Below are 22695 nucleotides of genomic sequence, written 5' to 3' on the forward strand. Positions count from 1 at the left end.
CGGGCGGGCCGCTGTGGTATACCCCCGGGCCGCGGCGAACCGCGCGAACGGCCTTTTGGCCAGGACACCTCACGGAAAGCGACAGGGCGATGGCTGAAGCGATCAAAATGAACGACAAGGGCCTGCAGGTCCCCGACCAACCGATCATCCCGTTCATCGAGGGTGACGGCACGGGTCCCGACATCTGGGCCGCCTCGGTGCGCGTGTTCGATGCCGCGGTCGCGCGGGCCTACGGCGGCAAGCGCAGCATCGCCTGGCGCGAGGTGCTGGCCGGCGAGAAGGCGTTCAAGCAGACCGGCAACTGGCTGCCGCAGGAGACCCTCGACCTGTTCCGCGACTACCTGGTCGGCATCAAGGGCCCGCTGACCACCCCGGTCGGCGGCGGCATCCGCAGCCTCAACGTCGCGCTGCGGCAGATCCTCGACCTCTACACCTGCCTGCGCCCGGTCCGGTACTTCGCCGGCGTGCCCTCGCCGGTCAAGCGGCCCGAGGCGACCGACATGGTCATCTTCCGCGAGAACACCGAGGACATCTACGCGGGCATCGAATTCCAGCAGGGCACCGAGGACAACGCGAAGTTCAAGAAGCTGTTCTCCGAGGCGTTCCCGGCCCTCTACAAGAAGGTCCGCTTCCCCGACACGGCCGGCTTCGGCGTCAAGCCGGTCTCGATCGAGGGCACCGAGCGCCTCGTCCGCGCGGCCATCAACCACGCGCTGCAGTACAAGCTGCCGAGCGTCACGCTGGTCCACAAGGGCAACATCATGAAGTTCACCGAGGGCGGCTTCCGCGACTGGGGCTACGCCCTCGCGCGCAAGGAGTACGGCGCGGTCGACCTCGACGGCGGGCCGTGGCAGGTGATCCAGCGCGGCGATCACAAGCTCGTGATCAAGGACGCGATCGCCGACGCGTTCCTGCAGCAGATCCTGACCCGCCCCGACGAGTACTCGGTGGTCGCCACCCTCAACCTCAACGGCGACTACATCTCCGACGCGCTCGCGGCCCAGGTCGGCGGCATCGGTATCGCGCCGGGCGGCAACATCAACTACGTCAGCGGCCACGCCATCTTCGAGGCGACCCACGGCACCGCGCCGAAGTACGCCGGCCAGGACAAGGTCAACCCCGGCTCGGTCATCCTCTCGGGCGAGATGATGTTCCGCTACATGGGCTGGAACGAGGCGGCCGACCTCATCATCCTCGGCATGGAGCGCGCGATCGCGGCGAAGACCGTGACCTACGACTTCCATCGCATGATGGAGGGCGCGACCCTGAAGAAGTGCAGCGAGTTCGGCGACGAGATCATCAAGCACATCCAGGACGCGCCGAAGTCGGCCGCCTGAGGCGCTCGCGCCGACGCTCGCCCCCGTGGAGGCTCCGAACGAGGCGCCGCGGGGGCGATGCCGTTGGGTCGACCGCGCGACGAACCACATCGTGACGAGCTCGGCCTCGAGGCGCGACCGGCCGACAGCGGTGGCCAGCCACCCACGGCGTGCGGGGAGCGCGGAGCGACGAATCGGCGCCGGCTCGGCGCGTCACGAGCGCTGCACGGTCGCGCCTCGCTGCAGTCGGGCCGCGATCGCCTGGAGCGGCATGACGAGCTCCGCCGGCTCGATCAGCGTGAACTCGACGCCCGCCAGGACGATCAGCGCGGCCAAGGCGTCGGCCGAGTCGGCGCCGAGGACGAACACCGAGCCGCTCGCGTCGGACGACTCCAGCAGGCCGATCCAAGAAGGGACGCGCTCGGCGAGCTCCTCCGGAGACCCGTGCAGGAGCACGCGCGCCTGGTGGCGGTACGGCGCCACGGCGATCGACCGCGACACGTACGTCGCGACGTCCTCCGGCAGCTCGCGCGGCGAGAACCGGGCGCCGCGCGTCAGCTTCGGCGCCACGCGGTCGACGCGGAACGTCCGGAAGCTCTCGCGGTCGAGGTCCCACGCGACCAGGTACCAGACGCGACCGGTGTGCACGAGGCGCAACGGCTGGACCCGGCGTGTCGTCGACTTGCCCTGCCGGTCGCCGTACTCGAAGCGCAGCTCGACCTCGTCGCGGCACGCACCGGCGATCGCCGTCAACACGCCGAGGTCGGCCGCGGTCCGGCTGTCGAGCAAGGACACGGTCACTCCCGCCAGCGCGCCGAGGCGGCGGCGCAGACGCGACGGCAGGAGCTGGTCGAGCTTGGCCAGCACGCGCAGCGCGACGGACTGCAGGTTGGCCACCGTGCCGGCGGCCCCGAGCGCGACGGCCACCGCCAGCGCCTCGTCGTCGTCCAGCAGCAGCGGCGGCGTCCTGGCGCCCGCGCCCAGGCGGTAGCCGCCGCCGGGGCCCGAGGACGCCTCGATCGCGTAGCCGAGCTCGCGCAGTCGGTCGACGTCGCGCCGGATCGTGCGGATGTCCACCTCGAGCCGCTCGGCGAGCTCGTCCCCGGGCCACTCGCGCCGGGCCTGGAGCAGGGAGAGGAGCCGCAGCACGCGCGTCGAGGCCTTCACCACGCCAGGATAATCGAGGACCGATCCTGTCCTCAACCCGAGCTATCACTGGCGGCGCGTCTCGGACGCGAGAAAGGCAGGACGATGAGCGACACGACCAAGGAAGCGGGCAACGGTTCGAAGCGGACCTACCACGGGAGCTGCGTGTGCCGCAGGGTGCGCTTCGAGGCGGACATCGACCTCTCGCAGGGTACGGGCAAGTGCAACTGCACGAGCTGTTGGAAGCGACGCTGGTGGAGCGTCAAGGTGCGGCCGGGCGACTTCCGCGCGCTGGGCGGCGAGGAGGAGCTGAGCAAGTACCGGCCGGGCTCCGCGAGCGGTCACGGCGGGCACTGCAAGCACTGCGGCGTCACGCCGTACGGCTTCGTCGAAGCGGCGGAGTGGAACGACGGCGAGTTCGTCTCGGTCAACGTCGCCTGCCTCGACGACCTCGAGCCCGCCGACCTCGTGGCGGCGCCGATCGTCTTCATGGACGGCCGTAACGACAACTGGTGGCACCCGCCTGCGGAGACGCGGCACCTGTGAAGCGTGGCGAGGCGGTGGCAGTTCGTCGTACAGACACGTCGGGTCGGTGCGCGGCAGACGGAGCTGTCCTCCGGGACATGCGGCGCGCGCGACCGCGGCACGTCAGCGCGGGGGGAGCTCGCAGGTCGCGCCATTCTCGGCCGGGCCGTGGCTGGCGCGCGGGTGTGACTTGTGGCCGGCACGGCTGCGGTGGCGCGCCTCCTCGATCGAGTGCGAGCGGCGGATGTCGCTCTCGTGCTTCGCGATCTCGGCGAGCTTGTGATAGTGGCGGTGGATGACGTCGAGCTCGGCCTCGGACAGGTTCTCGATGTCGATCAGGCGGTTGGACGCGCCCTCGAGGGCCGCCACGATCTCGTTGAGCTTGAGCTGCACCGCCAGCGACTCCTTGTTCTGGGCCCGCTGGATCAGGAACACCATCAGGAAGGTGACGACGGTGGTGCCGGTGTTGATGACGAGCTGCCAGGTGTCGGAGAAGCCGAACAGCGGGCCCGTCACCAGCCACACGAGGATCGTCAGGACCGCCAGCGCGAACGCCCACGAGCTGCCCGACCAGTGGGTGATGGAGCCCGAGGCCCGCTCGAGCGTGCGGCCGAGGCTGCTGCGCGGGCGATGCGGGCGATGGTTCAACTCCGGCTCCTGGCGATCCGCGCGAGGAAGCGGCCGAGGTCCTCGGCCTGGCGGTCGCGGTCGTGATGCGCGAGCACGTGGGCGCGGGCGGCCTCGCCCATGCGCGCGCGGCCGTCGCGACCGAGCGCCGCGAACGCGCGCAGCTTGGCCAGCGCGTCGGCGGGGTCGCCGGGCGCGAAGGCCAGGCCGGCACCTGACCCTTCGACCAGGCGCTGGGCCTCGCCGCGGACGCCGAGGAGGATCGGCTGGCGCATCGCCATGGCCTCGAAGATCTTCGACGGCAGGTAGCGGGCGAAGGTCGGCTCGTCGCGCAGGATGACGGCGCTGACGTCGGCGGCGGCGATGATGCCCGGGACGTCGCGCCGCGGGACCGAGGGCAGCACGTGGACGCGGCGGCCGACGCCGAGCGCCGCGATCTCGTCGACCAGCGCCGGCAGGCCGACGCCGTGGCCGACGACGACGACGTGGAAGTCGTCGTCGGGACCGGCGAGCGCGGCGGCTCGCGCCAGCAGGCCGACGTCCTGGGCCATGCCGATCGTGCCGCAGTAGAGCAGCAGCAGCGCGCCTTCGGGGATCCCGAGCTGCGCCCGCAGCGGCGCCGGGTCGGCATCGGCGGCGAACAGGGCGGTGTCGATGCCGTTCTTGACCACGGCGATGCGCTCGCGCGCCACGCCGCGGGCGACGAAGTGGTCGACGAAGCTGTCGGTGACCGAGACGACGCCGGCGGCGCCGCGATAGAGGGTGGACTCGACGACCTCGAGGGCGCGCACGATCGGGTGCCCGGGCTTCAGCGCGCCGACGGCGACGATGCCGTCGGGCCACAGGTCGCGCACCTCGAGCACGAACGGGACGCGGCGCAGGCGGGCCAGCGCGAGGCCGGCGACGCCGGTGAGGATCTGCGGCGAGGTCGCCAGCACCAGATCGACGGCCGGCAGGCGGGCCGCGCCGAGCGCGATCTGGGATGTCGGAAGGGACATGTACCCGAGGCCACGTCGAAGGACGCCGCGACTGGCGGCCGGGAGCGTGGGTACGCGGTGGACCTCGATGCCGTCGACGCGCTCGCGCCGGTACTCGGCGGCGCGGTAGCCGGGGTAGATCTTGCCGTGCGGGTGGTTGGGCTGGCCGGTGACGACGTGGACCTCGTGGCCGGCCCGCACCAGCGCGCGCGACAGCTCGTGGACGCGCGCGGCCGGGGCGTTGGATTCGGGCGGGAAGTAGTGCGAGAGGTAGGCAAGCCGCACGATCGCACCGATGCTATCAGATCGACGGACCCCGTCGGGGGCGTGGGCTGCGAGGCGCGATGCGGGCCGGAGGAGGTCGCGGCCGGCGAGCGCGGCGAGGCGTCGGCGCGGCTCGCGACGGCGATTCGCCCAGCGAGCCGAGCGCCGCGCGTGTGCGGGGAAGCGGCCGGGCGGGGCAAGGTACGGAGCGGGCGGCGAGTCGCAGGCTTCCTGGGCTGCCTGGACTGTGCGGCGCATCGGCCAGCAGTCGCAGCTCCGGTGGCGCTGCGATGAAGTCGCTGGGTGGCTGCGACTCGGCCCGCTTGTCGGGCGCCATGAATCGAGGGCGCTCGACGAGGTGGCCGACGCCGGCGCGCCCGAGGGGCGACGCGAGCGCGTCGTCGATGCTCGGGACGCCGAGCGGCCGCGGCGAGGATGGAAGCTGTCCCTTGGGGCAGGTCGTGGCCGACGCTTCCGGCCCGGTGTCGCCGCGCGAGCGCAACCGGAGAGTCGACGAGGCGGCGTGAGAGGCTCGTTTTTGCGCCGCAGACCGGGCGCCGAGACTGCCATCATCGTTGGCGGTGAGCAATTCAGTTCGCTCGATTCCCGCCAGGAAGGCGATAGTCGACCAGCACCCTCATCGGTGGCGAGGTGGGGGTTCCTGGCCACGATGGGCAACGACGTTGGCGCGTCAACCGGGTTGGCCAATCGAGTTGGCCGGAGCGTGGCGCGCCCGCAGCGATTTCCTCAACGAGATCAACGCGGTCGTCGGCTTGCAATCGGAGGTCGGCAACAACGGAGCCCATCGCCATGAAGTCCCGCGCAGTCCTGTTTCCCCTCGTTTCCGTGGCCCTCAGCGCGTGCCTCGAGCACCCGGTGGTCGGGGTCGAGCTCTGCAAGACCGAGAACAACGAGATCCCGATCCCGCTGGACGAGGGCGGCGACGTCGACATCCTGTTCGTCATCGACAACTCGGGCTCGATGGCCGAGGAGCAGGCCCGGCTGGCGCGCAACTTCGAGGCGTTCGCCCGCCGGCTCGACGAGATGGGCGCGCACTACCGCATCGGCGTGACCACCACCGACAGCGGCAACCCGCGCTGCGAGGCGGCCGCGACCACGCCCGAGGGCGGCGACCTGGTGCTGCGCAGCTGCCTCGACCGGCTCGGCGAGGGCGCGTTCCAGTTCAACGACATCGACGCGGCGTTCGCCTGCACCGACGTGTGCGGGCTGACGGGCGACGCGCTGGCGATCACGCCGACCGCCACCGACCTCGACCCGGAGCGGCGGGCGCGGCCGTGGATCGAGAAGATCGACGACCTCAGCAACTTGCCGGCCGGGGTCGAGGTGGCGGACGCGTTCGCCTGCTTCGGGCCGCAGGGCATCAACGGCTGCGGCCACGAGCAGCCGCTCGAGTCGATGTACCTGGCGCTGAAGAAGGCGCTGTCGCCGAGCGAGGACCACTACGGGTTCTTGCGCGACGACGCGTTGCTGTCGGTGGTGCTCGTCACCGACGAGGCCGACTGCTCGTTCGAGCCTGCCTTCAAGGACATCTTCATCGGCGACAAGACCTTCTGGGAGGACCCGGACGGGCTGGCGCCGACCAGCGCGACCTGCTGGAACGCCGGCGTGCTGTGCAGCGGGCCGGGGCCGGTCTATGACGGGTGCGAGCCGGCCAACTACAGCATCGACGGCGAGCCCGGGGCGGCCGACGCCGAGGCGGTGCTGCGGCCGATCTCGCGCTACGTCGACCTGCTGGCCCAGATCCGCGCCGACAAGCAGATCATCGACCCGAGCCGCGAGGTGCTGGTGTCGCTGATCGCCGGCGTGCCCGCGGGCTACGAGCGCGGCGAGGCGGACATCGTGTACGCGGAGGCCGAGGCCGGCTCGGAGCAGGACCTGAACTTCGGCATCGCCCCCGGCTGCGTCAACAACAGCGACGGCAGCGGCAGCACGGCGGTCCCGCCGGTGCGCGAGCGCGCGGTCGCGGAGGCGTTCGCGGGCGACGAGCGCAACCTCTACTCGATCTGCGAGGACGACTACACGCCGGCGCTCGAGGGCATCGCCAAGCAGATCGAGCAGGCGTTCCGGCCGGTGTGCGGGACGACGATGGTGGCCGACCGCGACCTCAGCACCGAGGCGCTCGACGCCGATTGCAAGATCCAGCAGCGCGTCGACGGCGAGGTCGTCGACCTGCCGCCGTGCCTGCCGGTCGGCGAGGAGGACTGGGCTGTCCCCGAGGGCAGCTCGGTGTGCACGATCGTCCTCACCGACCCGCGCGGCCTCACGCCGAGCAAGCGCGACGACATGTCGACGGTCAAGGACCCCGAGACCGGCGAGGAGTCGGTGCCCTGCGACAACACCGACACCAACGTCGAGTTCAAGCTGCGCCGCGCCGGGCCGCGCGTGCGCGGGGCGACGTACACCGCGACCTGCCTGCGCGACGCGGCCGAGGAGTGCTAGCGAGCAGGAGGCGCGGCCCGAGGTCGGCCGACCTCGGGGCGGGGCGAAGGGCGGCGTGATATCCTGGTGAGGATGGTTGCAGCGGTCCCACGGCGCCCGTGCCGGAAGTCGTCGAGACGCCGACGGCGACGGCACGCATGAAGATCGCGCGGCGACACGCGAGGGAGGACGATGATGATACTCAAGAACAGGTTGTTTGGGACATGTCTCTTGGTCGCTGCCGTCGCGTCGGCGCCCGACCGCGCCTCGGCGTGTTCGACCTCCGAGCCGGTGCCGGGGCTCGATCTGTGGGAGCTGCACAACCCGCCGGAGAGGCTCTACACCGCCACCGGCGGGGTCTTCTCGCTGTACGGGGTCCTGTACGACACGGAGCTCGCGGAGGCGGCGGCGCTGGTGGACGTCGCGGTGGCGCTGGACGGCGAGGCGGTGGCGACGGAGCTCGAGGTGGTGCAGTTGAACCCGACCCTCAGCGCGGGCGAGCCGGCGTGGACGGTGGCGGTGGTGGTGCGCCCGGTCGAGCCGCTGCAGGCGGGCGTCTATCAGGTGACGGTGGCGGACCTCGACGGCGACGAGGTGACGTTCCCGCTGACGGTCGAGGCCGAGCCGGTGGCGACGCTCGAACCGCCGGCCGCCGAGGTCGTCGATCCGGTGGAGGTCACCGTCGGATTCGGCGGCACGATCTGCTGCGAGTCGGATCTGACCAGCAGCTGCGGCGAGACGACGCGGTGCGACTATACGACGTTCGACAAGGCCCCGGCGGTGTACGTCGTGCCGTCGCCGCTGCCGCGGGCGCAGGCGGGCAGCGCTTTGGTGTGGGTCCAGCGCCTCGATGCCGCGGGGGAGCCGGACCCGGACGGGCGGTTCCAGTACCCCGCGCGCGACATGATCGACTGGACGGTCGAGTTCGCGGAGGCGCAGGCGGAGTACTGCGTGGTGCTCGGCGTGACCAACCTGGTCGATGGGACATCCGCGTCCGGCCCGCCGCAGTGCCTGTCGCGCGAGGAGGCCGGCGAGCCGCGCGTGGTGACCGACGAACCGACCGCCGAGGAGATCGAGGCGTGGGAGTGCAAGGGGCCGCTGGAGTACGAAGACGGCACGCCGTTCGGCGAGGAGCCGGAGAAGAAGGAGGTCGGCTGCCGGCTCGGCGCCGAGGGCGGGGCGTGGACCTGGTTGGCCGCGCTCGCCGGGCTGGGGCTCGGGAGGCGCCGACGCCGGCGCTGACGGGTCGGTCCCTCTGAATCCGCGACCGCCCCGGCGCCGAGCGGCCGGCGTGTGGGCTGCGGTCCGCGGGACTCGCCGCGACGGCGCGGGCGTGACCCGGGGGACGGCGCGGGGTATCGTCGGCGGGCGTGACGTACTCCGAGCGCCCGTGGGAAGACCGCGCCGGCCGTCCGGCGCCGCGGGGGCGGGCAGGGCTCGCGCGCCAGCTCGGGCTCGGGCTGCGGGCGCTGCGGGCGCGGCAGTGGGCCCACTTCGTGCCGCTGCCGCTGGCCGGGGCGCCACTCGGGGACATGCTCTCGGGGACTTGTCTCATAGAACCTGTCCTATGGGGCATCCTCGCCGGGGCGCTGTGCCTGGCCTGCGCGTACGGGCTCAACGCGCACGCCGACCGCGGCACCGACGTGCCGGGCAAGAACCCGCTGGTCGGGGCCGAGGTCGGGGCCGCGGCGATGGTGCCGGCGCTGGCGTGCGGGCTGTCGGCGATGGTCGCGGCGGGGCACAGCGGCGGGCCGGGGGCGGCGGCGGTGAGCCTGGCGACGGGGGCGCTGTACAGCGCCGGGCCGCGGCTCAAGCGGCTGCCGGGGGTCGGGACGCTGGCGAACGTCGCCATCTTCGCGCCGCTGCTGGCGCTGGTCGGGACGCCGCGCACACCTGGCTTTTGGGGCATGTCGCTGGTGTTCACGGCGCTGCTGCTGCAAAACCAGCTGGTCCACGAGCGGGCCGATGCGGGCGAGGATCGGCGGGCCGGGGCGTACACGACGGCGCAGTGGCTGGGTCGCGCGGGCGTGGCCGCGGCCGGGCGATGGCTGGCGCTGGCGGGGCCGTCGCCGCGGCGCTGCTGCTGGGGCCGTGGGCCGGGCTGTGCGGCGCTGCGGGGCTGGTCTTCGGGGCATGGCTGATCGGCCAGGCCGATCCGGCGGCGGCGCGGCGGCGCCACCGGGCGCTGGCGCTGGTCACGGGGGCCGCCGTCTACGCGCTGTCGCCGGGAGGTGCGGGGTGACGGGTCCGCGAGCGGTGCGAGCGAGGCGAAGGTCGGGGCGCGCAGGACTGTCGCGCCGGGGGCTGGCGCAGGTCACGAGGGGAGCCGTCCACGCGCGGTCGCCGGGAGGTGCGGGGTGACGGGTCCGCGAGCGGTGCGAGCGAGGCGAAGGTCGGGGCGTGGGGCGCGCAGGACTGCGTCGGGAGCCCGGGCTTCGAGCATGCGGGTGGCTGGGCGGTGGGAGGTTCGTCCCCGGTTCGAGGCGAACGGGGGGCGCCGTCGCGGGCGCCGGTCGTGGGAGGAGCGTCGTGACGGCGCTGGCCAAGGCGCGCGACCTCGTGCGGCTGGGGGCGGCGCGGGCGGTCGGGCGGGCGCTGCCGTTCAGCGTCACCTTCATCCTCACGCACCGGTGCAACTTTCGCTGCGAGTACTGCGAGATCCCCGAGCGCGCCGCCGACGAGATGAGCGACGCCGAGTTCTGCGCGGCCATCGACGAGCTGCGGGCGGCCGGGATGGCGCGGGCCAGCTTCTCCGGCGGCGAGGCGCTGCTCCGCCGCGACGCGCCGCGGATCGTCGGCCACGCCAAGCGGGCCGGGTGTTTTACGTCGATGAACACCAACGGCTGGCGCACGGGCAATGTCCTGAAGGACATGTCGGGGATCCTCGACATGGTGGTGCTGTCGCTCGACGGGCCGGAGCCGGTCCACGATCTGGTGCGCCGGCGGCCGGGTTCGTACGCGCGGGTGATCGCGGCGATCGAGCAGGCGCGCGGGCTGGGGATGTCGGTGGCGACGATCACGGTGGTGGGGCCGTGGAACGTCGCGCGGATCGAGGAGATCGCGGAGCTGGCGGGGTCGCTCGGGGTGTGGGCGTACTTTCAGCCGGCCCACGAGGAGTGCTTCGACGCCGCGGCCGGGCTGCACCCGGCCCTGACGCCGGCGGTGCTGGCCGAGGTGGCCGACCGGCTGGAGCGGCTGCGCGCCCGCGGGCTGCCGATCGGGGCGTCACCTGGCTTTTTGCGCAGGTTGCGGCGGGCGCCGCGGTTCCACGACTGCGCGGCCTGCCACGCCGGGCGCTACTTCGCCACGGTGATGCCGGAGGGCTGGGTGGTGCCGTGCCACCTGACCTCGGGGACAGCCAAGTACCTCAACGGGCGCGAGGTCGGGTTCGCCCGCGCGTTCTTCGAGATGCCGCACCCGCGGGCCGGCGACGGCTGCGCGATCAGCCCCTACGTCGAGACGGACCTGATCTTCCGCCTCGACCCGCGGGCGATCGCGGCGGCGCTGCGGCGGGGGGACGGGGCGCCCGGGCGCTCGGGGTGAGCTGTCCTTCAGGGCATGTGACGGAGGATCGGTCCGTAGGCCGAGACCCGATCTTCCGCCTCGATTCATGGGCGATTGCGGGGACGGGGCGCCCGGGCGCGCGAGGCGAGCTGTCCTTCAGGGCATGTGACGGGCGGTCTCGGCGTCGAACACGGCCTCGCCGGCGCGGGTCATGCGGAAGTACAGGTCGTCGTCGGTGTCGAGGCGGCCGTCCTGGCCGCGCGAGCGCAGCTCGAGCAGCCACTCGCCGTCGAGGGGGCGGAGCACGAGGGGGCGCTGCCAGGGGTCGAGCGGCTCGAGGCGGCCGCGGCGACCCGGGACGCGCAGCTCGGTCAGCGGGTCGCCGTGGGCCAGGCTGGCCTGCAGGCCGTCGAGGTCGAGATGCGCCTGCTGGCCGAGCAGGGCGGCCGAGTGTTGCAGCTCGTCGCGCGCGCTGTCGAGGCAGGCGTAACCGCGGCAGCCGGGGCCGAGCATGTGGCGCACGGCGCAGGTGAGGGCGAACAGGAAGACGAGCAGGCTGAGGCCGTCGAGGACGGGACGGACGAGGCGCTGGAACACCGGGGACACCTGCGGCGTACGGTTGCAGCAGGCATGCCAGCGAGAAATCGCGGTTTTAGGGGGCGCGGGCCGGGCGGTGCAGCGACAATTTGGCGCGCGGAGGGGCGAAGGCGCGACGGGGCTGTCACATGTCGCAATTCCCGGGGGCCGCGGCCGACAGTGGCGTTGTGAGGGCGGATGGGCGGCGTCCATGCGTCCCGTGAGCTCGGGGCGAGGGGCTCACTCGTAGGCGGCGCGGGCGGCGGCGAAGACGAACCTCGCGCCTGTCTTTTCGGACAGGCTCCAGATCCGGTCGCCGTCGAGCATCACGGCCTTGGGCGTGTCGATCCAGCCGTGGCTTACGCCGGGGCCGGCGGGCGGGACGACGTGGAGCGCGCCGGCGTCGCCAGGCGGGGAGCTGCTTGACAGGTAGAGCGCGCCGTCGCTGCGGGTGACGCCCTGGATCTGGCTCTCGCCGGTGTAGGCGGCCGAGCTGGCCCAGGTGATGACGGATGGCAAGCGGCCGGTGACCGGGTCGATCGGCCAGGTGAAGACGCGGCCGCCGATCGGGCTGGTGCAGGCGACGAGGCCGTCGCAGTACTCGCCGACGACCAGCTCGGGCGGGCTGACGCTGCGGTCGAGGGCCAGGGTGGAGAAGCGCGGGGCGCAGCCGGAGGCGTGCTTGTAGGCGCCGACCTGGACGGCGACGTAGGCGTAGAGGCCGCCGTACCAGTCGTTGACCTTGGCGTCGTAGCCGACCTTGTCGACGTCGGGGTTGACCTCGAGCAGGCGCGACAGGTCGAACACCCGCAGGCCCTGGGTCGGATCGGCGAGGTAGAGGTTGTCGCCGTACCAGGCGATGCTGGCGGCGCGGATCGGGACCGGCTTGAAGTCGACCGGGTCGCCCGGCACCGGCTCGACCAGGAGGATGTGGCGCAGGCTGATCTCGGGCGCGTCGGTGAGGTCGACCAGGCTGACGCGCACGCCCTTGTCGAACGAGAGCTGCGAGAGCTCCTTGGCGAACCACCAGCCGAGCAGGACGACCTCGCGGCCCGCGAGCCGCCCGTCGTCGTAGGCGTCGGCGCTGCCGGTCAGCCCTTGCGGGACCCACCAGCTCTTGGTGAAGTCCTCGTCGTCCCAGCGGAACGCCAGCTCGAGCGCCTCGACCTCGCCCGGCACGCTCGGCGCGGCCAGGGCGACGTTGTTCAGGTCGGTCAGGACGTCGGCGATCGTCCAGGTCGGCAGGGCCTCGGCCAGGGCGTCGGCGAGCGGGCCGAGGTTGTCCCACTCGGGGGCGCGCGTGAGCGGGAAGTTGCAGCGGTCGAGCGGCTCGAGGCCGCTGCCGGGGGCGCCGCTCGGGCCCGCGGGGCAGGTCGGCGCCTCGTCCTTGCACGGATCGACGACGGGCTCGCCGGTGGTTTCGGTGTCGCCGGTGGTGTCGGTGTCGCCGGTGGTGGTGGTCGGCACGGCCGGCTCGGTGGTGCCGGTGGTCGTGGTGGACGTCGTCTCGTCGCCGGTGGTGGTGGTGGTCGGCGCGACCGTGGTGGTGCCCGTGGTGCTGGTGCTGGTGTCGTCGCCGGTGACGGACGCGGTGAGCTGCGGCGGGTCGTCGGAGAAGCAGGCGGCGCTCGTGAGGGCCAGGAGCAGCAGGCGGCGAGACATCGTCGCAAAGCCATAGCACCGTGATTCGGCGGGCGCACCGGGCGGCGCGCCGGGCCTGAGATGCGAGATCGCTCAGACGGGGCTCGCGAGCGCCAGATCGACGGCGAACGCCGCCTCGCCGGCGTTCGTGAGCAGCAGCGGGATCCGCAGCCAGGCCTGCGAGGGGGCGCACACCTCCGGGTCGCCGCCGCACAGCACCGCGTCGACGCGCACGAGGAGCTCGCTGCGGACCTCCGATGTCGGGAGTTCGGCGACCTCGAGGTCGATCTCGACGAACATGTCGGATCGGTCCTGTCCCGAAAGCGTGATGCGGTCGGCGGTTGTGACCAGATCGGAGCGACGCGAGACCTCGAGCGCGAGCCGCTGCGGGGCGCCGTCGTTGAACTTCCAGCCCGCGGGGGCGACCAGGCGCAGGCGGCCGGTCGCGCGCCCGGGGGCGAGCGCGGGGGCCCGCTCGAGCACGAGGTCGAACCAGCGCGTGGCCGGGGCGGCAGCGAGCGGCGGCGGCGGCTCGTCGGTCGGAGCGGGCACCGGCGGCGCGCCGCGGACCTCGAGCTCGGCCTTGAAGCGGCCGTCGGCGGCGAGGCGGACCAGGCGGTGGTGGCCGGTGTCGGCGACGAGCAGGTCGCCGTCCGGCAGGACCGCGAGGCCGCCTGGCTCGCGCAGCGATTCTCGATCTGTCCCGAGAGACAGCGTCGAGACGAGGCCGGCGCGGCGGTCGAGGCGGCGCAGGCGGTCGTTGAAGGTGTCGGCGACCACGAGGTCGCCATCTGCGGTGACGGCGACGGCGAGCGGGTGCTGCAGCCGCGCGGCGGCGAACGGGCCGTCCTCGGCGCCCCAGTCGAACAGGCCGGCGCCGACGAGGGTGCGGGTGTCGCCGGTCGCGAGGTCGAGCTCGCGGATCGCCGAGGTCTCGCTGTCGGCGATCCACACCCGGTCGCCGGCCCGCGCGAACCCGGACGGCTGGGCGAAGCAGGCCACCCGCGGCGGGCCGTCGACCAGCGCCTCGCGGCCGTCGCCGGCCAGCATCCCGATGGTCCAGCCGCCGCCCCCCGCCGGCGCGAGCACGCCGAGCTGGTGCGAGCCGGCCAGGCACACCAGGACGCGGTCCTCGACGAGGACGAGGTCCCACGGCGAGCGCAGAGCGGTGGCGCGGGCCGGGGATGGGCTGGCGATCGGGACATGTCCCATGAAACCTGTCCCGGCGACCGTGTCCAAGCGGGCATGGGAGAGATCGGCGCGGGCGACGGTGTGGTTGCGGGCGTCGCAGATCCACAGCGCCCCGTCGTCGGCCCAGGCGAGGCCCTGCGGGTCGTCGAGGCGGGCGTCGGCGAACGGGCCGTCGCGGTGGCCGCGGCGGCCCGAGCCGATGCTGACGAGGACGTCTCCGGCGGGCGAGAGGACGAGGACGCGGTGGTGGCCGGCGTCGGCGACGGCGATCCGGCCGTCGCCGGCGACCGCGACCTTGCCGGGGAAGGCCAGCGGACGCGGCGGCGGCGGCTCGCCGCGCGGAATCGTCAGGGGCTCGCGGGCGAGGGTGCCGTGGGCCTCGCCCTCGGCCAAAAGCCCGCGGACGAGGGTGTCGAGGGCGGCAGGGTCGGGCTCGCCGGGGGCGACGGCGGCGATCGTGCCGTCGGGGCGCAGGACCACGAGGGTGGGCCACGAGCGGATCGCGTAGCGCTCCCAGATCGCCAGGCCGTCGTCGACGACCACCGGGTGGGCGACGTCGTGGCGAGCGATCGCGTCGGCGACCCGCTCGGGGGCGGCCTCGGCGGGGAACTTGGCCGAGTGGACGCCGATCACGAGCACCGGCTTGCCGGCGTAGCGCCGCTCGAGGTCCCGCAGGACCGGCAGCACGTGCATGCAATTCACGCAGCAGGAGGTCCAGAAGTCGAGGACGACGACGTGACCGCGGAGCTCGCGGAGTCGCAGCGGGCGAGTGGTGCCGAGCCAGGCGCGGGCGGGCTCCAGCTCGGGGGCGCGGAGGCGTTCCATGGCCGGACGCTAGCCGAGTCGCGCGGGCGTGCGAGGACCGATGCGCGTGAGGTGGCGTGACGTCCGAGGTGTCCCGATCGCAAACATGCGTGCGGGCGGCGGTTGAAACAGGGGGGTCCGGGCACTACGCTTTGCCCGCGATGCAGCCGTTCCCCTCGCTCGTGCTCCGCGCCGGCGGCGCGGCCGCCCAGGGGGCCTTCGCGGAGGCCCAGGCGGCGTTCCTCGACCCCGATCCAGCCACGGTGCGGCGGCTGCGCGAGCTGCTGGAGGCCAGCGGCGCGGGGATCGTGGCCCACTTCTACATGGACGCGGAATTGCAGGGCGTGCTGTTCGCCTGCGACTGGCCGCACATCCACATCTCCGATTCGCTGGTGATGGCCGACCGGGCGCTGCAGATGGCCCGCGAGGGCGCGCGGGCGATCGTGGTGCTCGGGGTCGACTTCATGTCCGAGAACGTCCGCGCGGTGCTCGACGCCGCCGGCTTCGAACATGTCCCGGTGTACCGGGTGGCCCAGGAGCCGATCGGCTGCTCCCTCGCCGCGGCCGCCGAGGCCCCGGCCTACGCGGCCTACCTGCGCCGCGCGGCGCAGACGCCCGATTCGCTGCACGTCGTCTATATCAACACCAGCCTGCGCACCAAGGCGTACGCGCAATCGCTGGTGCCGACGATCACCTGCACCTCGTCGAACGTGATCCAGACGGTCCTGCAGGCGTTCGCGCAGGTGCCCGAGGGCCACGTGTGGTTCGGCCCCGACACGTACATGGGCGAGAACCTGCGGGCGCTGCTGACGAGCCTGGCCGGGATGGACGACGCGGCCGTGCGCGCGCTCCACCCGGCCCACGACGCGGCCAGCATCCGCGCGCTGCTGCCCCGCTTCCATCACTTCGAGCAGGGCTCGTGCATCGTCCACCACATGTTCGGCGCCGAGGTGGTGCGCCGCGTCCAGGAGCACTACGCCGACGCGCACATCACCGCCCACCTCGAGGTGCCGGGCGAGATGTTCGCGCTGGCGCTGGAGGCCCAGCGCGCCGGGCACGGGGTGGTCGGCTCGACGTCGAACATCCTCGATTACATCACCGCGCAGGTGAAGCGTGTCGGAGCTGTCCCCGGGGACATGTCGCCGGTGCGCCTGCAATTCGTGCTCGGGACCGAGGCCGGGATGGTGACGGCGATCGTCCACCAGCTCCGGGCGCTGCTGCAGTCGCTGCCGCGCCCGGTCGAGGTCGAGATCGTGTTCCCGGTGGCCGACGCGGCGGTGGTCGCGACCGGCGACGTCCACCTGCCGCTGGTGCCCGGCGTGGCCGGCGGCGAGGGCTGCTCGACCGCGGGCGGCTGCGCGACCTGCCCGTTCATGAAGATGAACTCGCTCGACGCGCTGCTCGAGGTGCTGGCCCGCGCGCCCGAGGCCGGTGACAAGCTGATCGCGTTCGCGCCGCGCAAATACGTCGAGAAGATCGGCGAGCAGACGATCGCGCAGCTCGGCGAGCTGCCGATCCGCCACATGCGCGAGTTCTCCCGCACCAAGCAATTGCCGGCGGCGCTGGTCGAAGACATCCGCTCGCGCGGGCTGTCGGCGGCGTCGTAGCAGCGCTCGGTGCGGATCGACGAGCCCGCGAGCTCCGCGGCCCTGTCCGGCTGCCTCACCAGCCGAGGTGCTCGCCCAGCGCGTTCACCAAATTCTGGCCCATGGCCTCGTGCGTGGCGACGCTCGGGTGACCGTCGCAGCCCCAGCCGTTCGGCTCGGCGTTGATGTCGGCGAACGCGACGTCCATGTCGCCCGCCTGGTGGCGCTGGTCGACGGCGCTCTGCAGGTAACCGGCGACCATGATCGCCTCGTCGCCCCACAAGAGCGGCGCGACCGGGAGGATGAAGGCGTCGGGGTAGACGGCGCGCAGGTGGGTCAGGAACGCGACGTAGGCGGGGACGAACACGTCCTCGGCCGGGTCCTTGTCGGTGCTGAAGTCGTTGGTGCCGAGGTTGATGACGACGACGTCGGGCTGCCAGCGCGCGTGGTCCCAGGCGGTGCCGCCGTCGCCGGCGATCGTGCGGTCGTAGATCTGCGGCATCGGCTCGAACACGTCGTCGCCGTAGTTGTTGACCATGCCCTTGCCCGACCAGGCGATCGTGTGCAGCTCGGCGCCGACGGCCCGCGCCGCGACGGCGCCGTAGGTGAGGTAGTGATTCTCGGTCTCGGCCGAGAAGCCGCAGGGGGAGACGCCCTCGTTGCCGTAGCCGCAGGAGATCGAGTCGCCGATGACCTGGATCCGCCGCGTCACCGGCGGGGGCGACAGCAGCTCGCCGGTGATGTCGAAGCCGAGGACGGTGGTGACGCCGAACGAGCCCTCGGTGCGGCGGTAGAGCTCGACGGTGTGCTCGCCGGGCGCGAGGCCGGTGGCGAGCGGGTAGGTCTGCGCGCCGGGTTGAGTCGCGAGCGGCGGCTGCACGACGCCGTCGACGACGACGGTGAAGTACCGGCCGGCGTCGTCGAGGCTGACGTGCAGGTCGGTGCCGGCGAACCGGACGACGGCGCCGACGCCCGACCAACTCATGCGAATCGCGGACGGATCGCTGTCGTCGTGGCGGCCGACGTAGTGGACGCCGGGGGGCTCGACGGGCTCGCCGGTGGCGCTGTCGTCGGTCGTGCCGGTGGTCGTCGGATCGACGGGGCCCGTGGTGGTGGTGGTGGACGTCGGGGGCGCGACCGTGCCGGTGCCGGGCTCGTCGACGCTGGTGCTGACGGGGTCGGTCGAGGCCGTCGTGCTCGTGTTCGCCTCCGAGGTCGAGGTCGTCGAGGTGCCGGTCGAGGCGTCGGTGTCGCCGGGGGCGCCGCCGTTGCAGGCGAGCAGCAGCAGCAAGGAGATCGAGAGCGTCCGCATGGCGCCGCGAGTCTATCAGCGGCTCGCGGGCCCATCGCGGCGCGCGCTCGCGCGGACCTTCGCGGCTGCGGACCGGCGCTCACCGATGTCGTCGCCGGGCCCATGACCACCTGACCCGAAGTACAGGCGGGTGCCGCGGGCGTCGTCGGCCCCGAGTGGCCCGCCGGCGAGACGCAATCGCGTCGCATGGCTCAAAGGACACCCGGCGCGAAGCGGAGCGGGGGGCGCGATGTTTCAGAAGATCTCGGCGATCAGGCAGCGCAGGCTGCCGCCGGCTTTTTCGAATTCGTCGACCTCGACCGGGCGCAGGCGGAAGTCCCAGCGCTCCAGCGCCTCGCGCGAGGCCGGGCGCAGGGCGCGGTAGGCGGTGGCGCTGAGCAGCAGGTCGTGCTCCGAGACGGCGATGCAGTTGGCGGCGAACGCCTGCTTCTCGGCGTCGTCGAGCTCGAGGGTGCGGCCGGGGTAGGCGCGGGCGAGCGCGGCCGGGACCTCGGGGTCGGCGAACGAGCCCGGGTGGAGCAGGCAGGCCCGCCCCGCCAGCACGGCGAGGACCACGTTGGTGTGGTACTCGCTCGGCTGCAGGGCGAAGCGGAAGGTCAGGCGCAGGCCGAACGCGGTGTGCATGGCGGCGCACCCGAGCTCGTCGGCGCGCTGGCTGAGGCCGCACAGACCGAGGCCGCGCCGGCGGTCGATGACGAGCGGGCCGGTCAGCTCGGAGATGCCTGGCTTCTGCGACAGGTCCGTGAGGGCATGTCCGAAGGTCCAGGTGAAGAGGTCGCGCACGTCGTCGCGGGCGGCCTCGGCGCGGCGGACCGGGTGGCGCATCGAGCCGACGATCAGGCGGTCGGGGATGGTGGCGAAGGCGTTGTTGACGAACACGGCGTCGTCGAGGCCGTCGCGGCCGGGGACGACGAGGACGGGCAGGCCGCAGTCGCCGAGGGCCCGCACGAGGCCGTGGTGCTGGGCGAAGGCGCGTTCGACGTCGATCTCGCCCGTCTTCATGTAGAGGTTGTCGCTCGCCTCGGGGCTGATCCGGAAGCCGATCGGGCTGACGACCAGGGCGGCCGACATGGTCGGCTTGCCCCACGCGCCGCGGGCCTCGATCTGCTCGGAGAGGGCGGCCAGGAAGTCCGCCGGACTGGTGACGATCATCGGCCGCGCATGCTACCACCCGGGGCCGGGCATCCAGCGGGCTCAGCCGGGCGAGACGCTCAGGAGCCACTCGTACCGCGGGGCGTCGCAGTCGCCCGGGACGTCGGCTCGCGCGAGGGAGAGGTCGCCGTAGAGGTCGTCACCCTCGGGCGTGCCGAACGCGAACAGCGGGATCGTGGCGCCAGGATCGACGGGCGGGCTCTCGATCTCGGCGTTCCACAGCGCGGCGATGAAGCGCAGCCGGCGGGCGCCGGGCGGCTCGCGGCAGCAGTCGCCGGCGCACGGGCACGTGATCGCGCCCGGGCCGTGGGGCGCGCCGGTGAGCGCGAACGGGCCGACCGGGTCGGTGTGCGGCACGGCGCCGGTGAATCGGTACATGAACTTCGGGACAGGCTCGGGCTGGCCGCGGCGGAGGCCGACCACGGCCAGCCCGCCGACGGCGCACTGCTCGGGATCGGCGCCCGGGCGGCTCCACTCGACGCCCAGCTGCAGGCAGTCGCCGGCGCCGAGCTGCGGCGGCAGGCCGACCAGGCCGTCGGGCAGCGCGAGCGCGAGGGTGAGCGTGGCGGCGGGGTCGCAGGCGCCGCAGGTCGCGTCCGCGCACACCGAGGCCTCGAGGTGATCGACCTCGGCGGCGATCACCTGCAGGCCGGCAAATTGTTCGGCGGCGCCGCACTCGCGCGCGCCGAGGTCGGTGGCGAGCCCCTGCTCGACGCGCACGAGCGTGACGTCGACGCCCTCGGGAGCGTAGGGGCAGTGGCCGAAGTCGGGCTCGCCGGTGCCGGTGTCCGCGGCCCCGGTGCTGTCCGAAGGGCCCTGTCCCGTGGTGGAATTCTCGCTCGTGGCGGTGCTGGTGGGCTCGCTGCCGGTGCTGGTGGTCGGGAGCACGCCGGCGCTATCGCCCGGAGCGGAGGCGCCCGTGGTGTCGCTGTCGCCCGGCGCACCCGAGCCGTCGTCCTGCTCGGGATCGTCGGGTTTGGGGCAGGCGGCGAGCACGGACGCGAGCGCGGCCAGGGGAAGGAGGTTGCGGGGGGTCGGGAGCGCGAGGGGCATGCGCGAAAGTCTCGGGTTCGCGCACGATCTGTGGCAGGACACGCGGATCTGCGCGCTCGCGGCGAGCGCGTGCGGCGGCGCGCGGGTCAAGACTCGCTCCGCGGGGGCTCGATCGCCTCCGGCCGAGCGTCTCGGCCTGCCGGCCCCGCGGGGTGCCGGCGAGCAGGGTGTTCGGGTCGACGCGGCGCAGTCCGCCGGTCGCGATGCAGGGCTCGGCTTGGGCGCCGGCCGTCGACGGGACGGTCAGCATCGGCTCGAGCTCGACGATCGCAAGCTCGACTCGAGGGCCGGGCACCTGTGGTTCGAGTCGCCGCAAACCCGCGGTGAGCGAGTCCGGCGCGACGAATCGCCGGTGTCATGATTGTCCTCGTGCCCACAATCGTTCCGCCTATTGTCGACGCAATCGGACAATGGCTCGAGAGACACTCCCTCGGTTTCGTCGATCGATCGCGGGTTCGCGCGGCTCGGGTCGGGCCGGACGGCGAGCCGGGGGAGCGCCCGTGAATGGCGGCAGCGACGTGAGCTTGTCGCGGCCGTGACAATTCGCCGCGCAGGCTCGTGGTATGCACGCCCGACTTCGGAGAGCCAAGACTTATGCAGGCGATGAATTGGAGGCAATCCCTGCGCGCGCCCGTGTGGGCGCTCGCGCTGGCGGCAGGCGGGTGCGGTGCGGACGGCGGCGACTCGGCGACGCTGCCGACGACCACCGACGACACGAGCACGAGCACGACCGACGTCGCGCCGACCACCTCGACGACCGCGGAGCCGCCCACCGGCACGACGGCGCCGGACACGACGGCGAGCGAGACCACCGGTCCGGACCCGACCGAGGGCACGACGACGAGCACGAGCACGAGCACGAGCACGACCGAGGGCGTGACGAGCACCGGCGTCGACACCACGGCCGCCGAGACCGCCGGCGAGACCACGCTCGGGACGACCGACACGACGACCGAGACGACCGGCGAGGAGACCTTCGTGAAGGTCCAGATCGTCGCGTTCAACGACTTCCACGGCAACCTCGAGCCGCCGGCCGGCAGCGGCGGCAAGATCAAGATCGACGACAACACCACGGTCGACGCCGGCGGCGCGGCCTTTTTGGCCCATCACGTCGCCGCGCTGCGCGAGCAGAACCCGAACACGATCGTGGTCTCGGCCGGCGACCTCATCGGCGCGTCGCCGCTGGTGTCGGCGCTGTTCCACGACGAGCCGACGATCGAGGCGATGAACACGATCGGGCTGCACTACAACGCGGTCGGCAACCACGAGCTGGACGACGGCGCGACCGAGCTCCTGCGCATGCAGGACGGCGGCTGCCACCCGGTCGACGGCTGCGGCGACGACACCCCGTTCCCGGGCGCCGAGTTCCAGTTCCTGGCCGCCAACGTGCTGACGCAGCAGGACCCGGTCGAGACCCTGTTCCCGAGCTACGCGCTGCACACGGTCGAGGGCGTGCAGATCGCCTTCATCGGCCTCACGCTCGAGGCGACCGGCAGCATCGTCTCGCCGGGCGGGATCGTCGGCCTCACGTTCGCGGACGAGGTCGAGCGGGTCAACGCGCTGGTGCCGGAGCTGACCGGGATGGGCGTCGAGGCGATCGTGGTCCTGATCCACGAGGGCGGGCTGCAGACCGGCCTCTACGACGAGTGCCAGGGGATCTCGGGGCCGATCGTCGACATCGTCGAGGGCCTCGACGACGCGGTCGACGTGGTCGTCAGCGGCCACACCCACCAGGCCTACAACTGCGTCATCGCCGACAAGATCGTGACCAGCGCGGCCTCGTTCGGCCGCGCGCTGACCGACATCGACCTCGAGATCAGCACCAAGACCGGCGACGTCACCATGGCCAAGGCCGAGAACGTGGTCGTCACCCGCGAGACGGCGGACCCGGTGATCGCGGCGTTCGTGGCCATGTACAAGCAGCTCGCCGCGCCGCTGGCGAACAAGCAGATCGGCACGATCACCGGCACGCTCGAGAAGAGCAACCTGCCCGGGCTGTCGACGATGGGCCTGGTGGTGGCCGACGCGATCCTCGACGCCACCCAGGACCCGCTCCTCGGCGGGGCCCAGCTCGCGTTCATGAACCCCGGCGGCGTGCGGGCCGACCTGCTCTACCCCGCCTCCGGCGACGAGCCGGTCGACGGCATCGTCACCTACGGCGAGGCGTTCGCGGTCAACCCGTTCGGCAACAACCTGGTGGTCATGACCCTCACGGGCGCGCAGATCGACGCGCTGCTCGAGCAGCAGTTCGTCGAGGGCGAGCAGGACTACATCCTGCAGGTGTCGGCGGGCTTGTCGTACGCGTACAGCGCGAGCGCGCCGGTCGGGTCGAAGGTCGACCTCGCCAGCATCGAGCTCGACGGGGTCGCGATCGTGGCCGATCAGGAGTACCGCGTCGGCACGATCAGCTACCTGGCCGACGGCGGCGACGGCTTCAGCGTGTTCAAGACCGGCACCGACCGCGTCGGCGGCGTGACCGACATGCAGGCGCTGGAGGACTACTTCGCCGACCACTCGCCGGTGTCGCCGCCGGCGCTCGACCGCGTCACCGTGCTGCCGTGAGCGGCTGAAGCGAAGGACAT

The 22695-nt window shown here is 72.8% G+C and carries 18 protein-coding genes; 9 read left to right on the forward strand and 9 right to left on the reverse strand.

Translation table 11 applies throughout. From position 1 onward, the window contains the following. Positions 1-89: 89 nt before the first annotated feature. Positions 90-1337: an NADP-dependent isocitrate dehydrogenase gene (gene icd / locus NAEX_RS36640; protein WP_096332115.1), complete on the forward strand. Its 1248-nt coding sequence runs from the start codon at positions 90-92 to the stop codon at positions 1335-1337. A gap of 192 nt (positions 1338-1529) precedes the next feature. On the opposite strand, the gene NAEX_RS36645 is transcribed toward icd, so the two are convergent. After that, positions 1530-2486 (reverse strand): helix-turn-helix transcriptional regulator, encoded by a 957-nt coding sequence (locus NAEX_RS36645; RefSeq protein ID WP_096332116.1) that lies wholly within the window; start codon positions 2484-2486, stop codon positions 1530-1532. A gap of 81 nt (positions 2487-2567) precedes the next feature. Here NAEX_RS36645 and NAEX_RS36650 point away from each other — a divergent pair, with 81 nt between their 5' ends. Further along, positions 2568-3008, forward strand: a complete 441-nt coding sequence (locus NAEX_RS36650) for a GFA family protein (RefSeq protein WP_096332117.1) — start codon at positions 2568-2570, stop codon at positions 3006-3008. 102 nt (positions 3009-3110) lie between these two features. Here NAEX_RS36650 and NAEX_RS36655 read toward each other — a convergent pair whose 3' ends face one another. Both NAEX_RS36655 and NAEX_RS36660 read right to left on the reverse strand, forming a co-directional pair. Beyond that, entirely contained in the window at positions 3111-3635 is a 525-nt protein-coding gene (locus tag NAEX_RS36655) for a low affinity iron permease family protein (protein ID WP_096332118.1), read from the reverse strand. After that, positions 3632-4876 carry a glycosyltransferase family 4 protein gene (locus NAEX_RS36660; RefSeq protein ID WP_170136308.1) on the reverse strand — a complete coding sequence of 415 codons (1245 nt, stop codon included), beginning with the start codon at positions 4874-4876 and terminating at the stop codon, positions 3632-3634. Before NAEX_RS36660 ends, NAEX_RS36655 begins: the two co-directional genes overlap by 4 nt. Before the next feature lie 789 nt (positions 4877-5665). On the opposite strand from NAEX_RS36660, the gene NAEX_RS36665 reads away from it, so the two are divergent. The 4 genes from NAEX_RS36665 (at position 5666) to NAEX_RS36680 (ending at position 10837) form a co-directional block, all read left to right on the forward strand. Beyond that, entirely contained in the window at positions 5666-7315 is a 1650-nt protein-coding gene (locus NAEX_RS36665; RefSeq protein ID WP_143140753.1) for a vWA domain-containing protein, read from the forward strand. A 174-nt stretch (positions 7316-7489) separates the two neighbouring features. Then, positions 7490-8536, forward strand: coding sequence for a hypothetical protein (locus NAEX_RS36670; RefSeq protein ID WP_143140754.1), 1047 nt, complete (start codon positions 7490-7492; stop codon positions 8534-8536). 128 nt (positions 8537-8664) lie between these two features. Then, complete coding sequence (locus tag NAEX_RS36675; protein ID WP_096332122.1) at positions 8665-9435, forward strand: UbiA family prenyltransferase; 771 nt, start codon at positions 8665-8667, stop codon at positions 9433-9435. A gap of 388 nt (positions 9436-9823) precedes the next feature. After that, complete coding sequence (locus NAEX_RS36680) at positions 9824-10837, forward strand: radical SAM protein (protein WP_170136309.1); 1014 nt, start codon at positions 9824-9826, stop codon at positions 10835-10837. A gap of 117 nt (positions 10838-10954) precedes the next feature. Here the strand turns inward: NAEX_RS36680 and NAEX_RS36685 are convergent, their stop codons facing one another. From NAEX_RS36685 to NAEX_RS36695, 3 genes are all read right to left on the reverse strand, one after another. Next, positions 10955-11404 (reverse strand): hypothetical protein, encoded by a 450-nt coding sequence (locus NAEX_RS36685; protein WP_096332124.1) that lies wholly within the window; start codon positions 11402-11404, stop codon positions 10955-10957. A gap of 210 nt (positions 11405-11614) precedes the next feature. Continuing rightward, positions 11615-13036, reverse strand: coding sequence for a hypothetical protein (locus tag NAEX_RS36690; protein WP_096332125.1), 1422 nt, complete (start codon positions 13034-13036; stop codon positions 11615-11617). A 72-nt stretch (positions 13037-13108) separates the two neighbouring features. Next, positions 13109-15031 carry a thioredoxin-like domain-containing protein gene (locus NAEX_RS36695; protein WP_096332126.1) on the reverse strand — a complete coding sequence of 641 codons (1923 nt, stop codon included), beginning with the start codon at positions 15029-15031 and terminating at the stop codon, positions 13109-13111. Between the two features lie 140 nt (positions 15032-15171). Here NAEX_RS36695 and nadA point away from each other — a divergent pair, with 140 nt between their 5' ends. After that, the gene (nadA, locus tag NAEX_RS36700) at positions 15172-16617 is read left to right on the forward strand and encodes a quinolinate synthase NadA (RefSeq protein WP_096332127.1); all 1446 of its coding nucleotides are present in this window, start codon (positions 15172-15174) and stop codon (positions 16615-16617) included. A 55-nt stretch (positions 16618-16672) separates the two neighbouring features. Here the strand turns inward: nadA and NAEX_RS36705 are convergent, their stop codons facing one another. From NAEX_RS36705 to NAEX_RS36715, 3 genes are all read right to left on the reverse strand, one after another. Beyond that, positions 16673-17908 (reverse strand): SGNH/GDSL hydrolase family protein, encoded by a 1236-nt coding sequence (locus NAEX_RS36705; RefSeq protein ID WP_096332128.1) that lies wholly within the window; start codon positions 17906-17908, stop codon positions 16673-16675. A gap of 234 nt (positions 17909-18142) precedes the next feature. Next, a complete protein-coding gene (locus NAEX_RS36710) occupies positions 18143-19060 on the reverse strand; it encodes an arginine deiminase-related protein (protein ID WP_096332129.1) in 918 nt (305 codons plus the stop codon). A gap of 42 nt (positions 19061-19102) precedes the next feature. After that, positions 19103-20113, reverse strand: coding sequence for a hypothetical protein (locus NAEX_RS36715; RefSeq protein WP_096332130.1), 1011 nt, complete (start codon positions 20111-20113; stop codon positions 19103-19105). Between NAEX_RS36715 and NAEX_RS36720 the strand changes: the two genes are divergently transcribed. Further along, complete coding sequence (locus NAEX_RS36720) at positions 20112-20474, forward strand: hypothetical protein (protein ID WP_143140755.1); 363 nt, start codon at positions 20112-20114, stop codon at positions 20472-20474. The two genes, NAEX_RS36715 and NAEX_RS36720, sit on opposite strands and share 2 nt — an antisense overlap. A gap of 242 nt (positions 20475-20716) precedes the next feature. Further along, the gene (locus tag NAEX_RS36730) at positions 20717-22675 is read left to right on the forward strand and encodes a bifunctional metallophosphatase/5'-nucleotidase (protein WP_245913882.1); all 1959 of its coding nucleotides are present in this window, start codon (positions 20717-20719) and stop codon (positions 22673-22675) included. The last annotated feature ends 20 nt before the right edge of the window (positions 22676-22695 follow it).

It is taken from the genome of Nannocystis exedens, assembly GCF_002343915.1.
Classification (GTDB): Bacteria; Myxococcota_A; Polyangia; order Nannocystales; family Nannocystaceae; genus Nannocystis; species Nannocystis exedens.

Bases quoted from the DNA above. Each gene is read 5' to 3' on its own strand.
- NAEX_RS36705 (WP_096332128.1), bottom strand. From the start codon at position 17,908: ATGCGGACGCTCTCGATCTCCTTGCTGCTGCTGCTCGCCTGCAACGGC.
- NAEX_RS36690 (WP_096332125.1), bottom strand. From the start codon at position 13,036: ATGTCTCGCCGCCTGCTGCTCCTGGCCCTCACGAGCGCCGCCTGCTTC.
- NAEX_RS36670 (WP_143140754.1), top strand. From the start codon at position 7,490: ATGATACTCAAGAACAGGTTGTTTGGGACATGTCTCTTGGTCGCTGCC.
- NAEX_RS36720 (WP_143140755.1), top strand. From the start codon at position 20,112: ATGCGCGAAAGTCTCGGGTTCGCGCACGATCTGTGGCAGGACACGCGG.
- NAEX_RS36710 (WP_096332129.1), bottom strand. From the start codon at position 19,060: ATGATCGTCACCAGTCCGGCGGACTTCCTGGCCGCCCTCTCCGAGCAG.
- icd (WP_096332115.1), top strand. From the start codon at position 90: ATGGCTGAAGCGATCAAAATGAACGACAAGGGCCTGCAGGTCCCCGAC.
- NAEX_RS36650 (WP_096332117.1), top strand. From the start codon at position 2,568: ATGAGCGACACGACCAAGGAAGCGGGCAACGGTTCGAAGCGGACCTAC.
- nadA (WP_096332127.1), top strand. From the start codon at position 15,172: ATGCAGCCGTTCCCCTCGCTCGTGCTCCGCGCCGGCGGCGCGGCCGCC.
- NAEX_RS36730 (WP_245913882.1), top strand. From the start codon at position 20,717: ATGAATTGGAGGCAATCCCTGCGCGCGCCCGTGTGGGCGCTCGCGCTG.
- NAEX_RS36695 (WP_096332126.1), bottom strand. From the start codon at position 15,031: ATGGAACGCCTCCGCGCCCCCGAGCTGGAGCCCGCCCGCGCCTGGCTC.
- NAEX_RS36665 (WP_143140753.1), top strand. From the start codon at position 5,666: ATGAAGTCCCGCGCAGTCCTGTTTCCCCTCGTTTCCGTGGCCCTCAGC.
- NAEX_RS36715 (WP_096332130.1), bottom strand. From the start codon at position 20,113: ATGCCCCTCGCGCTCCCGACCCCCCGCAACCTCCTTCCCCTGGCCGCG.